Source organism: Acinetobacter towneri DSM 14962 = CIP 107472, from assembly GCF_000368785.1.
Lineage (GTDB): Bacteria > Pseudomonadota > Gammaproteobacteria > Pseudomonadales > Moraxellaceae > Acinetobacter > Acinetobacter towneri.
On the sequence record NZ_KB849691.1, the window covers coordinates 173,465 to 189,226 of the forward strand.

Below are 15,762 nucleotides of genomic sequence, written 5' to 3' on the forward strand. Positions count from 1 at the left end.
TTCAAAGCACTTTTTGAATAAAGTAGGCAATAAAAGTATGCTTGTAAAGTGGCATACACCGTTGTAAGTGTATAGCCAATAATCTTTATTCTTTTGTTGTGCTTGAGGCAAATGATAGATCAACGGCCTTCTAGTACATTTAATACATTCTTATTCAAAATAAATTAAAGGATACCTTATGGCGATTCATGTCATACAAAGCCAACGTATAGAAGTTTTAGTCAATGAAATGCTGAAAACCATACGTCAACCGACATCGAATCCGCTTCAGGTGCTACAAACCCAGCATTTTATTGTGCCTTCAGTGGCAGTAGAAAAGTGGCTGACGGAAAAAATAGCCGAGCAAAAAGGCATTAGTGCCAATACTGAATTTCATCATCGTATTCGTGCCTTTCAATGGGCCGCTTATCAGGCAGTTTTAGACGATAAAGATCGGGTGCGTCAGGCAAATATTCCGCGTATTGTGATGCAATGGCGTGTGTTTTATGACTTACAACCGTGGATACAACACGAACAAAACCCACTTCCTGCCGAGCATGCTTTACATCGTTTGATTCAGCGAATTTATGACAGCGCAGAGCAATTGTCACAGGGTTTAGAAAAGCAGCTCAAAAAGCAAAACATGCTGTATTGGGTGGCAGATAAAGTTTCACGTTTATTTAGCAATTACATGGTTTATCGTGGTTTTTGCCAAAAAGGCTGCGAGGGTGTCTGCCAATGTCAAAGCAATTGGTTAGCGGTTTGGGGACAGCAGAAACGCCTGAACTTAAAGCAGCAAATTTATATCCCTAAAAACTTTGAGAGCGAAGAAGAAAAACAAGCGGCATTGGAAATAGCCGCATTTACTCAAGAGCAAGCCGAAGAATTAGAGCAATGGCAAAGTTGGTTGTGGTTGCATATTTTTCATGCAGATTTTGAAAAAATGCAGGAGATTGACCTGCAGTTTTGGCAAGCCTTGGGCGAGCCTGAAAATCCAAATTCGTGTATTAACAAATTACCCAAACAGTTGGTGATTTTTACCTTATTGGATTTGCCGCCAAGTCAGTTGCTGTTTATCCGCCGTTTGGCGCAGTATATGGATATTTTTATTCTGCATTACAACCCATCGCAAGAATATTGGGCAGACATGGTCGATCCTAAGTGGAAATTAAACATGGATGCGCGAATCAAAAGTCGTTTTATTCGTGAGATGGAAAGTCAAAATAAAACCGTAAGTGATGATGATATTGCTGCATATATCAAAAAATATAATGGCGAATTTAATGCCGATATGCGCGAGTCACATCATCCTTTGCTGACACGCTTTGGTAAACAGGCACGTGATCACTTTTCTTTATTGGCGGCGTTGTCAAGTGGTGATGAAGGCGAGTGGTATGATCTTTTCCCTGAAGAAGAGCCGCAGCATTTACTGGGTAAAATTCAATCGGATGTATTGAATTTGGTTGAGCCAGTCGCGCAGGCGTATGACTTAGATCCTGCCGATGAGTCATTGCAAATTCATGTGTGTCATTCAAGTTTACGTCAGCTTGAGGTACTTAAAGATCGTTTAATTGCATGGCTAGGACAAGATGACAGCCGCCAAGCCAGTGATATTTTGGTGTTGAGTCCGAAACTCAAAGAACAAGAATCTTTAATTCGCAGCGTATTTGCTGCACCGCCAAGTGAACGTGATCTCTATCAGAAAGGACAACAAAAATCACAGCAGAATCAAGCCGCTTTAGGGCATCAACTCAGTCAAGATAGTGTGTATTTGCCTATTCAAATAGCAGGTATCAGCTCTTTAGATATTCACAATGCTTGGCGTGCGGTGGTTGGGCGTATAGCGTTGGTACAAGGACGTTTTAGCTTTGAGGAGTTTGGTGACTGGTTGAGTTTAGCTGCCACACAACAGCGTTATGCCTTGAATTTAAACAATATTGAGCGCATGAATGAGTTGTTGGCCAATGCAGGTTTTAAACGTGGTTTAGATGCCGAGCATTTAAAACGCAGCCTGAGTGCAGATGATCAAGATTATCGGTTCAGCTTAAAGTTTGCTTTAGATCGTTTGGCTTTGGGCGTTGCAGTGCCAGAGCATTGCGTGGTTCAGCACACTTTAAGTTATGCCGATGTGCAAAGTAGCGATTTTGAATTGATTTTTAAACTGGTTCAAATTTATCAGGATTTTGCACAGCGCCGTGATTGGCTAATTCAGCATGAATTGGGGCAAGCCAAAACGGTGGAATATTGGCTTAAACAACTGATGCAAGACCTGAGTGAGTTTCAGGATGCAGGGGTAGATGTGTTGGCATCGGTGTTTAGTTTGGTGCAAAAACATGACCGTATGCTGACCTTAGCCAGTTATTTTGATGTGCAGTCGGGTCAAGATTTGCGTCATTTAAGCTTACCGCTGGATTATATTCTGCAAGAAATTTCAGCCCAGCTCGAAACCCAACTCGAACAAGCCAGTCCATCGGGCGCCATTACCTTTAGCCAAATTGGTGCAATTCGTCCACTGCCGTATAAGCTGATTGTGATGCTGAATTTGGACAATGGCGTGTTCCCAAGTCGTGACCAGCAATTGGCTTTTGATTTGATGCAATTATTAAAACCACAACTGGGAGATCGTTCACGCATTGAGGATGATCAAGGGGCATTTTTAGATAGTTTATTGTTGGCGCAAGACAGTGTTTGGTTATTTTATAACGGTTTTGATGTCAGTGATGGCGAGGTGCGCGATCCATCCGTGCTGGTGCAGGAATTTGTGCAGCATTTGGAGTTGATTGTGAAACATCCCGATGAAGCTAGCGATTCACGCTTAAATTTGAATGGTGTCGAGATTCCCGCACAATTGAAATCTCTTTATCACTTACATAGTTTGCAACCTTTTGATCAACTGCGTTTTGCCGAAAGCCGTGAAGTTCGCTTTAAAGATCAATGGTATCGGGTTGCCAAACAAATGCAGCAAGAAACCACACCACGCGAAGCATGGTTTGGTGAATATCCATTATTGCCACAAGACGTGGTGGTACTCGACAGTATGCAATGGATTCGAGATGTGTGTTTCCCTGCGCGTGCCTATTTAAAAGCGATTGGGGTCGAAAATTTACAATCCGACACTGCTGCAATGAACCACGAGCCACTGATTTTAAATGGCTTGGAAAAATATAGTGTGCGTGATTTTTTACTCCAACATGGCACGCAAGATGCAGAAAGCTTGTTGCAAGATACCTTGCCTGTGGGTAAAACCTTAAATGCCACGTTTCAAACGGGACTGCAAGAACAGCAATATTTACGTGACACACTCCAGCAATTTGCAGATGAGGCAACCGCAACAACGCAACAGCTTTGGAAAATGAATCCGCATCTGCATATCCGTATTCAAGTGCCTGAACAGCCGACAAAGCTTTGGTGTAGCGTGGTGGCAGCGAGTGCCAGACCAAGAAAATATGCCGAAGTGTGGTTGGAATATTTGTTTTGGGTGGCCTATCAGAACACAGAACATCAAGATTTAGAGCGGATTGTGGTGTGTAAAGATGCGGTGATTCATTTTGCCAATATCAATGCACAGCAAGCACACGAGTATTTAGCCCAGTGGTTTGAGTTCTGGAAACACGCACAGCAATATCCTGTGTTATTGCCTGCGGCTTTAGTTTTAAAAATGAAAGATAAAAAAGAATTTGAAATCCAATGGGATGAAGCTCAGTCCGATCAGGTTTTGAACATGGAAAGCTTCGTAAAACATTGGCATGACGGTGCTAGGAGGAGCTTTATTGATGAAAGTGAGAAAAATCACCCAGACTGGTCATTTATTTTTCAAGACAGTGAAACTGAACCGTTGTTGATTGAGGCATTTCAGCAATATAGCCATCGACTGTATCAGCCCATCATTGAAAATTATGAATCTGCGAAAAATCTTCAAAAACAAGGGGAATCTGCGTGAACTCATCTAGCCCATTCCCAATTTGTTATGACCCAATTCAAGAGATGCAATTTAAAGGCTTGCATTGGATTGAAGCATCGGCAGGTACAGGAAAAACCTATACTTTATCTAGTTTGATGGTGCGGATTTTCCTGAAAGATTATTTGCCTAATCAGGTGATTGCGACCACATTTACCCGTGCCGCAGCAGCCGAGCTAAAAAGTCGTATTCGTGCACGTTTGCTTGAAACCCAACAATATATCGATCAGTGTTTAAACCAGTCTTTAGATCAGCGTGCCCTTGCAGAGAAAATTACACAACTACAAGACCCTTTACTCAAACATATTTTGCAGAAATATCGTTTAAAACTGGACTATGCCAGTTCACGTTTGAAGTTGGTGATTGCACAACTCGATGAATTATTTGTCGGAACGCTGGATAGCTTTAGCCAAAAATTATTGCGTGAATTTTCCTTTGAAAGTGGCAAAATTGAGCGCGCCAATATTACTGACCAAGCATCGGTCTATACCGAACAATTGGTGCATGATGTGCTGCGTGAATGGATTCAGGCACAGCCTCAGCATGTTGTGGACTATATGCTGTTATGTGGGCGGTTGAAATCTGCAGCCGATTATGAGGGGTTGGTCAATACCAGTTTGAATTTTGCATCGGCAGAGATTCAGGGCATAGATCAGGCACAGTTGGAGGTTCAGGATTTAGCAGAGGCGTTGCAGAATTTAGCCAGTATCAACATCACGCAAATTGAAGAATTAAAAGAATATTATGATGGTGAATATAGTTTTAATTTTTCCCATTATGTCGCGGGGAGTGACAAGAAGGGGTTGCAGCCACTATTTACAGAAGCTTTGCCAAAACTGATTGAAAAAATTAAGCATAATCCTTTAGAACATTATTTTAATTCACACCTTGCTGAATTGTTTAATGCGGTCTTTGCACTATATTTGAATCAAGACGGTAAGCTCAGAAAATCTATTTTTAACAAAGCGAAAGCGCCATGTACGCAAGAGGTGCAAGATGCTTTTTTTGATCATCCTGTAATCCGAAAAATTAAAGCAGTTGTGGATGCCAAACTTAATTTTGAGCGTCAAATTGAATTGGTGGATACCAATTTAAAATTCTATTTGGTACAACACGTCAAGCAGCGTTTACCGCAACTTTTACAGCAAAAAGGGGAAACCACTTTTGCCCAACAAATTCGCAGCTTAGCCGAAGCGTTGCAGGGCGAACGTGGGCAGCGTTTTGCGCAGTTTGTGCATACCCGTTATCCACTGATTTTGGTGGATGAGTTTCAGGATACTAACCAAGATCAAGACGACATGCTGGCGCAAATTTGGCGTAATCCGAAGTGGTATGCGCGCGGTTGCATGATTATGGTGGGCGATCCTAAGCAGGCGATTTATGGTTTTCGCGGTGGCGATATGCTGACCTATAACAATGCCCGTGATGACGTGCTGAAAAAGCAAGGTCGCATTTATTCACTCAGACAAAATCATCGTTCAGTGAAAGAGTTGGTCTGTGTGGTGGATGAGTTATTTCAACGCCAACCCGCTTTTGGTGAGAAAGTGATTTATGAACCTGTCATTGCAGGTTCACGTCCTCATCCTGCTTTAATGGATCGGCAACAGGCCAATCCCGCACCGCTGCGTTGGGTAACGGTGGAACATGATCAGGATGAGTCCATTCAAATTGCACGAAAAATTCGCGAGTTATTAAATCAAGGCATTGCAGGCGATTTATATTTTGATCACTCTTCAGGCAAAGTCGCTTTACAAGCCGATGATATTGCCATTTTATCGACCAGTCATCAAAAGCTTGATCAAGCCCAATACGAGCTTGAACGGATTGGAATTCAGGTCAATAGAAGTAGTCAGCGCAGTGTTTTTACAGGCTTTTTAGCCAAAGATGTGGCGGCAATTTTAACTGCAATTTTACATCCTTATGATGAAGCCAAGGTCAAGCGTGCCTTACTGACACGTTTATTGGGTTATAACCTGCAACAGTTGATTGAACTTGAGCAACAGGGGTTAGGTCAGTTTATTTATGACTTCGACTGCATTCGGGAAATGTGGGTCAATAAAGGCTTTTTAACCGCATGGAATTACTGCCTGAACTTATTTAAAATTTGGGAAAATTTGGTGGCAAAACGCAGTTTTGACAATGAACGGCATGTGGTGAATTTACGCCATTTAACCGAATTGCTAAGTCGTCAAAGTGAACGCCATCAAGGGGCTTACATGCTGTATTACTGGTATTTACAGCAAGTTGAATCACCTGCCAAACGCGATTGGGAAATTGAACGAAAACTTTCTAATGCGGCAGGCGTGAAATTGATGACCATTCACCAGTCCAAAGGCTTGGAGTTTAAAGTCGTATTTTTGATGTCGGCAGATCAGCCACCTATATCTGACAAGTCTGCTTTGGTGTTTGCAACGCAGGAAGAGCAAGGCATTGAGCAACGTATCATTGCCATTAAACATAAAGACATAGATGCCACAACAACGAAGCAACACAGTGAGCGCCGTTTGGCAGAGTTGAATCGCCTTTGGTATGTGGCACTCACCCGTGCCAGTTATCGGGTCTATGCGATGCTAAAACAGCCTACGCCTGCAAAAGAAGGTAAAAAAGAGGCTGCACCAAAATCTGCTGGTTTAAATGTCTGGCGTTTACAAGCGCCAAGTTCAGCAGAAATTGCAGCAGCATGGAGCTGTGATGAAGCACCTCTGACACAATTGGCGGCAGCATTACAACTCGAACAAGTGCAAGAAATTAAGATTGAAGCTGCAGATTTTCCGCAGCGTCGCTTTTATCCACGAACCAAAACCAGTTTTAGTGGCTTGGCACAACATTTACCTGCCGCCATGCGTAGCGATACTTTGGCATTGGCAAGCGAGGAGCAGGCTGCTGCTGCCGACGAAATCAATCAGGAACCTGTCGAAACGGAACAGGAAATCGTACAGGTGGCTCAACCGATTGCATGGATCAAAGCTAATTTTCAGCGTGGTACTCAAGCGGGGAGTTTTTTACATAAACTCTTTGAATATATCGACTTTCAAGCCAGTCATGATGACATTTTTGAAGAAGTCAAACGCCGTTTTCATAACGACAAAGAGTTTAATTCAGATGTGTTATTGGTAGATTTGATTGCAAAACTCGACACTGCCAAAGGCAGCGCGACTGTGCAGGAAGCAGATATTTTTGCGCACATGACCGAGTGGCTGAAGGATGTGTTGAATACTCCTTTACACGATACTTTCCAGCTTTCCGCCTTATCTACTGCACATTATTTATCAGAGTTTCCATTCTATTTGGCGTTGGCAGATCAGCGCTTATTTACTCAAGCAATTCAGCAATTGTTTGAAGATGCGGGACATCCTATTCAAGATTTAAATGAAGCCGCTACTGCGCGTTATCTGACAGGCTCAATTGACTTGGTTTATTTTGATGGGCAGTGTTATCACATTGCCGACTATAAGAGTAATTATTTGGGTGCCGATCAGCGCGATTATGAAAAAACCAACCTTGAACACAACATGACCCAATCGAGTTATTGGTTACAAGCGGCCTTGTATTTGGTGGCGTTGCACCGTTATTTGGGCAGTCGTTTGCAAGATTATGATATTCGGCAACATTTGGGTGGAGCCAGTTATTTGTATTTGCGTGGTATGCAGGGGCAAGCAGGGCAAGGGGTTTGTCATTGGCGGCCAGATGCGGAATTTATTCTGCAACTAGATCAAATATTGGGTTACTTTGAACTTAAAAAATAACGCTAAGTCAGCTTATCGACTTAATAAAACAATTGCTTATCCTGTGGATAACTTTGAGGATAACTGTGTGGAAAACAAGCATATTCACTTAAATTCAGCTCAAACGCCAATGCAGGCGTGGATGGATTACCTATGTCAGCCGCCATTTAGCAATGTCACTTTTGATGCTTCAGCGCAAATTTTGATGCAACAGGTACTCGATGCTATTCAGCAAGGGGATAGCTGTATTCCTGCAACCGCAGAACAAGTGGCGGCATTGCAACATTTGCACATGAACTTGCAGCGTAGCGCTTTAAATCCTGATCCACAAATTGCACCGTTTGTATTTGATGGGCAGCGTTTGTATTTGTATCGCTACTGGAAACTGGAACATCAGGTTGCTAGCGATATTTTACGGATTCAGGCGCAGCCGCCTTTGTCCTTTGAATTACAAGCCGAACAGCTTAATTTATTGCAAGATCCACAGCAGCAAAAAGCGTTACAGACTGCGGCAACTCAAAGTTTAAGTATTATCACTGGTGGGCCAGGTACAGGAAAAACCTATACTTTGGCGCATATTGTTGCGGTGCTTAATCAAGCTTTACCCAATATTCGGATTGCGATGGCTGCACCAACAGGCAAGGCAGCACAGCGGATGCAGGAAGCCTTGCAAAATGCTTTGAATAGTCAAGCTTTACAAGCGTTTAATGTCGATGCCTTGCGTCAATTACAACCTGTGACGTTGCATCGTTTATTGGGTCTGGGCAATACAGGCAAGCCACGTTTTCACGCCAAACAACCTTTACCTTATGACGTGATTGTGGTCGATGAAGCGTCGATGCTGGATTTAAGCCTGTCACAGATGTTATTGGCTGCCATTCCTGCGCAGGCACGTTTAATTCTGTTGGGCGATGCCAATCAATTGGCTTCAGTCGATGTCGGTACAGTATTGGCCGATTTACAGCAAGTGCCTGAACTCGCAAATAACCGTGTCAATTTAGTGACCACACGTCGTTTTGCTGAAGGTGCAAAAATTGGTGCAATAGCGAAGTTTATTCAGCAAGAACATTCTCCTGCAGAGGTTTTGGCTGATTTTGAACAGCAAGTCGTAGCAGCAGGTGAATTAAAGCCAATTCAATTTAAGCAAGTTGAAATAGATGCCTTACAACTGCAATATCTGCCTCAGCAAAATGGGCAAATTTCAGTGGAAGATTTAGCACATTATTATGATCAGCTGATGTATGGTTATCAGGCTTATGTAGCGGTATTAAAAGCACATACTTTGGGCTTGGAACAATCAAGTACAGCATTTCAAGCGCATGTTGAGAATGTGGTGAATGTATTTGATGATTACCGTATTTTAACCGCAATTCGTCATGGTCATTTGGGTTTACAACAACTGAATTTGCAGATTGAAAAACGCTTGTTGCAACAGTTAAAACAAACCAAACATGGCGATTGGTATGCAGGACGCCCCGTCATGATGACCTATAACGATTATCAACTGGGGTTGTCGAATGGTGATATTGGCATCTGTTTTATGCGAGAGCAGAATGATCAGCGCCAGTTTGAAGTATATTTTCCAAGTTTAAATAAGTGGGTGCCTGCAACACGCTTACCTAAAAATATTGAAACCGCATTTGTACTTACTATTCATAAATCGCAAGGTTCTGAATTTACTCATACAGCTGTGGTGTTGGATGCTGCGGCAAAAAACTTGCTGAGTAAGGAGCTGATCTACACTGCCATTACCCGTGCTAAAAAAGTCGTAAGTTTGTTGGTTGATGCGCAAGCTTTGCAGCAAGCTTTGATGATTCGTACCCGTCGCAGCAGTGGTTTATTAGCCAGAATTAATGACGCTTTGGATTGTTAAGTAAAACTGAATAAGAGATGGTTTTGTACGAAATGGCTTACATTGATTCGAGAAATTTGCGCATAGAGATTTCAAGATCTTTTTGAGAAGATGACTTCACATAAAAAGCTCAATAGGGATAGTTGAGCATAATCGCAGAATAATAACGATAAATGTCGAAAGACAGCGAACTGACAGGACGTGAGTGAGAAGAGGAAACTTACAGCCGCTAAGCCTTGTAGTTTTGGGAGAGACTACAGGGCTTTTTTATGCCTGTAAGTTTGGGTGATTTGCAAAATGCTGACAATGCTTACCTGTTGTAAGAAAAAGCTTACAAACAGATACGAGAAATACGACTTCTTTCACTTTAGTATTGTGGCAAAATCTACCACACAAGGACGTGAAAGCAAGAACAGGAATGTTCAGAGAATAAGACGCGAAAACGCGCAAATAACCACAATAAACAAGACAATAAGAATAATAAGACAAGAAACTACAGCGCAAAAAACAGCCCGAGCTATGCTCGGGCTGTTTTATTTTAACGGCAAAATATTCCAGTGGATGAAAAGCAGTTGGCAAAATATTACATATTATCAATCATATACAATTGTATATTTATTTTCCTTAGACACTTTATACCTAACATGATGTGTATACCCTTAGCATAAATCATACTTTTATTGGTACATCTCAAAATTAAAAGTGCTTGTTTGTCGTTCTGTTTTGCAATCGGCACGTTTTTGCCTTAAAATAATGCCCTTGCTGTAGTGATGCACGGCAGTCAATTGAGCAATCAATTGATCGGTATCAAATCTTTTTATTAAGCATCTCGGAGAAATCGAATGGCTTTAACAAACGCAGATCGCGCAGAGATCATCGCTAAATTTGCTCGTGCTGAAAACGACACTGGTTCACCAGAAGTTCAAGTAGCGCTTTTAACTGCTCAAATCAATGACTTACAAGGTCACTTCAAAGAGCACAAACACGACCACCATAGCCGTCGCGGTCTAATCCGTATGGTTAACCAACGTCGTAAGTTACTTGACTACCTTAAAGGCAAAGATGTGACTCGTTACAGCGCATTGATTGCTGCTTTAGGTTTACGTCGTTAATTCGATTTAAGCTTTTATTTTCGGACTATTGCATGTTGAATGCTGTATTACTGAAAACTAAAGTATATCTAGCCTTGGCTAGATCAGTGGAAGGGGCGAATGATTCGCTCCTTCTTTGTGTTTAAAAATCGTGTTTCATTCGAGTGAGGTCGGCTTCTAAGCTTTGTCATTTACCTAAACAATTGTATTGTGAATGCCAAACCTTAGGGGTCTCCACGAGAATAATTGTTCACAAGAACTAGGAAAAAATAAAACATGTCGATGTTTAATATTATTCGTAAAGAATTCCAATTTGGTCAGCACCAAGTTGTACTTGAAACTGGTCGTGTAGCGCGTCAAGCCAACACGGTAATGATTACTATGGGTGGCGTGACTGTATTGGTTGCAGTGGTTGCTCAACCAACAGCAAAAGCGGGTCAAGATTTCTTCCCACTGACTGTTAACTATCAAGAAAAACAATATGCTGCAGGTCGTATCCCAGGTGGTTATGGTAAGCGTGAAGGCCGTGCTTCTGAAGCAGAAACTTTAATTTCACGTTTAATTGACCGTCCAATTCGTCCGTTGTTCCCAGAAGGTTACTACAACGAAATTCAAGTTACTGCGACTGTTGTATCTTCTGACAAAACCATGGAAGCTGACATTGCTGCAATGTTAGGTACGTCTGCTGCACTTGCAATTGCAGGTACACCGTTCCGTGGCCCAATTGGTGCGGCGCGTGTGGGTTTAATCAACGGCGAATACGTGCTTAACCCGAACTTTGAACAAATGGCGCAATCTGACCTTGACCTTGTGGTTGCAGGTACAGAATCTGCTGTATTGATGGTTGAATCTGAAGCAAAAGAACTTTCAGAAGACCAAATGTTAGGCGCAGTGCTTTACGGTCATGACGAAATGCAAATCGCGATTCAAGCGATCAAAGAATTTGCTGCGGCTGCAGGTGCAACTGAGTCAACTTGGACTGCTCCAGAGAAAAACGAAGACCTTCGTGCAAAACTAAAAGAAGCGTTTGAAGCAAAAATTTCTGAAGCGTACACCATTGCGATCAAACAAGACCGTTATGCTGCATTAGATGCACTTCAAGCAGAAGCAGTTGCGCAATTCGTTCCTGAAAATGACGAAACTGGCATTGCAGATGACTTGATCGAACTCTTTGAAGATCTTAAATACCGTACCGTACGTGACAACATCTTGTCTGGTAAACCACGTATTGATGGTCGTGACACCAAAACCGTTCGTGCGCTTGACGTACAGGTTGGCGTTCTAGACCGTGCGCACGGTTCTGCATTGTTTACCCGTGGTGAAACTCAGGCTTTGGTTACCACCACTTTAGGTAATACACGTGATGCCTTAATGGTTGATACCTTATCGGGTACTAAAACTGACAACTTCATGTTGCACTACAACTTCCCTGCATATTCAGTAGGTGAAACAGGTCGTGAATCTGGCCCTAAACGTCGTGAAATTGGTCATGGTCGTTTGGCACGTCGTGGTGTGCAAGCAGTTCTTCCTGCAGCAGATCGCTTCCCGTATGTGATTCGTATCGTATCGGACATCACTGAATCAAACGGTTCATCTTCTATGGCGTCTGTTTGTGGTGCATCGTTATCACTTATGGATGCAGGTGTTCCATTGAAAGCACCAGTTGCGGGTATCGCAATGGGCTTAGTGAAAGAAGGCGAGCGTTTCGCTGTACTTTCTGACATTTTGGGTGATGAAGACCACCTTGGCGACATGGACTTTAAAGTTGCGGGTTCTGCCAACGGTATTACTGCATTGCAAATGGACATCAAGATTGAAGGCATCACTGAAGAAATCATGGAAGTTGCATTAAACCAAGCTTATGCAGGTCGTATGCATATCTTAAATGCAATGAACCAAGTGATTTCACGTGCGCGTCCAGAAATTTCAATGCATGCACCAACTTTCCAAGTGATTAACATCAACCCAGACAAGATTCGTGACGTGATTGGTAAAGGTGGTGCTACCATCCGCCAAATTACTGAAGAAACTAAAGCGGCAATTGATATTGAAGACAACGGTACAGTGCGCGTATTTGGTGAAACCAAAGCTGCTGCACAAGCTGCTGTTGCAAAAATTCAGGCTTTAACTGCTGAAATCGAGCCGGGTACAATTTACACAGGTAAAGTAATCCGTATTGTTGAATTCGGTGCGTTCGTAAATATCCTTCCGGGTACTGACGGTTTACTTCACATTTCTCAAATTTCAAATGAGCGTATTGCCAACGTTGCAGACGTGTTGAAAGAAGGTCAGGAAGTGAAAGTACAGGTTGCTGATGTAGACAACCGTGGTCGTATCAAATTAACTATGAAAGATATCGAACAAGCGTAATGCTGTGTTGATGATCTGAAATGGTCAAAAAACCCGTATTCAATCTGAATGCGGGTTTTTTTATGCTAAAAATTTTGTTGCATCGTACAAACCATCTTTGTTGTATGAAAAGCGGCATAAATTACAGCATGTATTTGAAAAGAAGCCTGATCCATGCTTAAACTGAGTACATCTTAAAATCTCAAAAAACCGTACAAGAAAACTGAAATAGAGTGCCCGTTCTATGCAAAGTTATTATTTTTATCTGCATACCAATCATAAAACCAATATTTATGTGCAAAAACAGCCAATTGAAGGGCTTGAGCCTGAATTTATCTGGATTGATTGCACCCGTGATGATGTGCTTAACCGTGCAGAACAGTGGCAACAAGAGATTTTTCAGTACAGTCAATTATCGCTCAATGAATATCATGTGCGCGATATTTTAAATATAGAGCATCCATGTGCGTTTGATACTTTAGATGATTATGACTTATTGATTTTCCGTAAACTGATCACACCCGAAGACCGTATTGCAACAGGGCAACAAGTCGGGGAGAAACATGAACGGATTTTTGGACTGGCCACTACGCCGATGAGCTTTATTATGACACCGCAGATTTTGATTAGTGTGCGGGAACAGGGCAATAAAGTCATGGAAAGCTATTTGTCACGTGTGGAAGCAGCGGTACAACGCCCGATTGAAGAACAGAATAAAGCACGCAAACTGGCAGCAACACCATTAGATTTAACGTTGCGTTTACTGAATTTGGTAGCGGATGATTACTTGGATATTCGCATGCCGCTAACCCGCCGTGTGGAATATTGGCAACAAGAGTTGTTGCAGGGACATCGTCGTTTTACCCGTTGGCATCAATTGCTGCAAGAAAATATGGCGTTTCAGCAAGTTGAAAATTTATGTGAAGAGCAAATAGAAGCCTTGCAGGAATTGCGTGATGAAATTGTCGATAACTACCCACATTTACGTGGCAAAAAACGTAGTGAACGGCAGGATATTATTTTGGTACGTTTGGATGATTTGACCAGTCACATTGAACGAATTCAAAAGCATACCATTCGCTTACGCTCTGCAGTGCAAACCGCAATTGATCTGCATTTTTCTGCTATTGCCAACCAGACCAATGAAAACATGCGGATTTTAGCCATCATTACCGCAGTTTTTGCACCTTTGACTTTATTTACAGGGGTGTATGGTATGAACTTTGAGTTTATGCCGGGGCTGAAACACGCACAGGCCTTTTGGATCATGCTTGGGGTAATGGTGATGACTACTTTGTTGTTGCTGTATTATTTTTATCGTAGGCACCTTGTCGGTCTGGGTGAAAAAAGTGTGATTGATATGTTGGCACAGCAACATAATGACCAACCCATGAATTTATTTTGGTTTTTAGACTATGAACCCATTAAGCAAACCGTGAAAGGCACCATTAAAGAAGTCGAAAAACTGACTAAAATTAAATAATCCAGAACATAGACTTGCAGATGTGGTGATAAATTGAGTTCCACATCCAATATATGTCACAAGATAATTCGTTGATAAAAGTTGTCCACAGACCTCAAAAGTTATCCATAGGACTGATAAGCTTATCCATAGATTGAACCAGATAGGCAGACACTTAGCTCAAGATGGCAGTTTTTTGAATGCTGTTTTCAGACTTGAATACGCCATCTTGTTTTGCTTTTTGTCTTTTCTTGCTGTGTCCTGCATTTGATCGTATGAGGATTTGCAGTTCAGACTTGTATGTATTTTTAAGCCAATTGATCATTTTGTGCATTACGCAGCAAGTGATACATTTCATCTTTTAGTCTTAATTTTTTGCGTTTCAGCGCTTCAATGTCATCATTAATTTGATGCACAGGATCAAGCTCTAACTGGCTGATTTCACGGTCTAGCTGTTCGTGATCTTCAAAAATTTTTGAAAAATGTGGATTGCTGTCGCGTAATCCCTGAATTAAATCACGAAACTCAGGAAACATATTTTTAATCTTCTTGTTGCAGTCTTTAGTTTTCATTGTGTAGATCATTCTCATCAAAAAAATTTACGGGCATAGAAAGAAAAACGCTCTAGCAAGGTGATGAATCACACAGCTAGAGCGTGAGGATTAACTATGTTGAAAATTCAGATGTTTAACTTCTTTACGTAATTTTTGTACTTCATCAATCAGGTCAAGCATCATGGCGACAGCTGAAAAACTGGCATCAAAATCACGTTGCAGCCGATAGGCTTGGCGTGCACGGCTGACATCTTCACCAAAAAATTGGTGGATACGTTCGGCAGGGCGGGAAGGCAGGATGTCATATTCTAAAAGTTGTAAGACCCATTCAGGGCTTTGCCCACACGCTTCGGCAAATTTTTTTAAATCTAACTGGGTAAATTCTTCAATAATTTCTGTGTGCTGTCCGTCTGAAGTGATTTCACGATATAAAATAGTGGTCATGGCATACTCCTTCTGATCGAATTCAAACGAGTTGGCTCGCCTGAAATGAGGGATTGCTTTACATCAATAATTGGTGGATATCCAATAAGTGATTCTCTTTAATTTAGCCTGTGTACGCTGTAATAGAATCTTTTATTTGTATTCCTTTGGTGAAATTCAGCCAACCCTTTGCTGTGCTCACGCCTGTTATATTGATGTGTCAATTTGGCTTGTGCGTATAGATGTCTTATAGATATTAGTCTATTTTTTATTCAATGCCATCCTTTATTTCAATATTTTGGATTGAACGGTCGTACGGTGTTTAAAAGGATTGTTTCAAAATTTGGTAATAAAAAGGGCTCTTTAAAA

8 protein-coding genes are annotated in these 15,762 nt (G+C 41.8%); 6 read left to right on the forward strand and 2 right to left on the reverse strand.

The annotated features are described in order from the left end of the window. Nucleotides 1–178 precede the first annotated feature (178 nt). From F947_RS11730 to F947_RS11760, 6 genes are all read left to right on the forward strand, one after another. Entirely contained in the window at nt 179–3,919 is a 3,741-nt protein-coding gene (locus F947_RS11730; protein WP_004975915.1) for an exodeoxyribonuclease V subunit gamma, read from the forward strand. Continuing rightward, entirely contained in the window at nt 3,916–7,683 is a 3,768-nt protein-coding gene (locus tag F947_RS11735) for a UvrD-helicase domain-containing protein (RefSeq protein ID WP_004975917.1), read from the forward strand. Before F947_RS11730 ends, F947_RS11735 begins: the two co-directional genes overlap by 4 nt. Before the next feature lie 109 nt (nt 7,684–7,792). Next, complete coding sequence (gene recD, locus F947_RS11740; protein WP_179943732.1) at nt 7,793–9,535, forward strand: exodeoxyribonuclease V subunit alpha; 1,743 nt, start codon at nt 7,793–7,795, stop codon at nt 9,533–9,535. Between the two features lie 821 nt (nt 9,536–10,356). Next, nucleotides 10,357–10,626 (forward strand): 30S ribosomal protein S15, encoded by a 270-nt coding sequence (gene rpsO, locus F947_RS11750; protein ID WP_004975922.1) that lies wholly within the window; start codon nt 10,357–10,359, stop codon nt 10,624–10,626. 261 nt (nt 10,627–10,887) lie between these two features. Beyond that, nucleotides 10,888–12,975: a polyribonucleotide nucleotidyltransferase gene (gene pnp / locus F947_RS11755; RefSeq protein WP_171062602.1), complete on the forward strand. Its 2,088-nt coding sequence runs from the start codon at nt 10,888–10,890 to the stop codon at nt 12,973–12,975. Between the two features lie 223 nt (nt 12,976–13,198). Further along, complete coding sequence (locus F947_RS11760; RefSeq protein ID WP_004975927.1) at nt 13,199–14,437, forward strand: magnesium transporter CorA family protein; 1,239 nt, start codon at nt 13,199–13,201, stop codon at nt 14,435–14,437. Nucleotides 14,438–14,724: 287 nt separating this feature from the next. Here the strand turns inward: F947_RS11760 and F947_RS11765 are convergent, their stop codons facing one another. Next, nucleotides 14,725–14,988, reverse strand: coding sequence for an HP1242/YdcH family protein (locus tag F947_RS11765; RefSeq protein WP_026438326.1), 264 nt, complete (start codon nt 14,986–14,988; stop codon nt 14,725–14,727). A gap of 90 nt (nt 14,989–15,078) precedes the next feature. Then, on the reverse strand, nt 15,079–15,414 hold the full coding sequence (locus F947_RS11770; RefSeq protein ID WP_004975930.1) for a chaperone modulator CbpM: 336 nt from the start codon (nt 15,412–15,414) through the stop codon (nt 15,079–15,081). Nucleotides 15,415–15,762 lie beyond the last annotated feature (348 nt).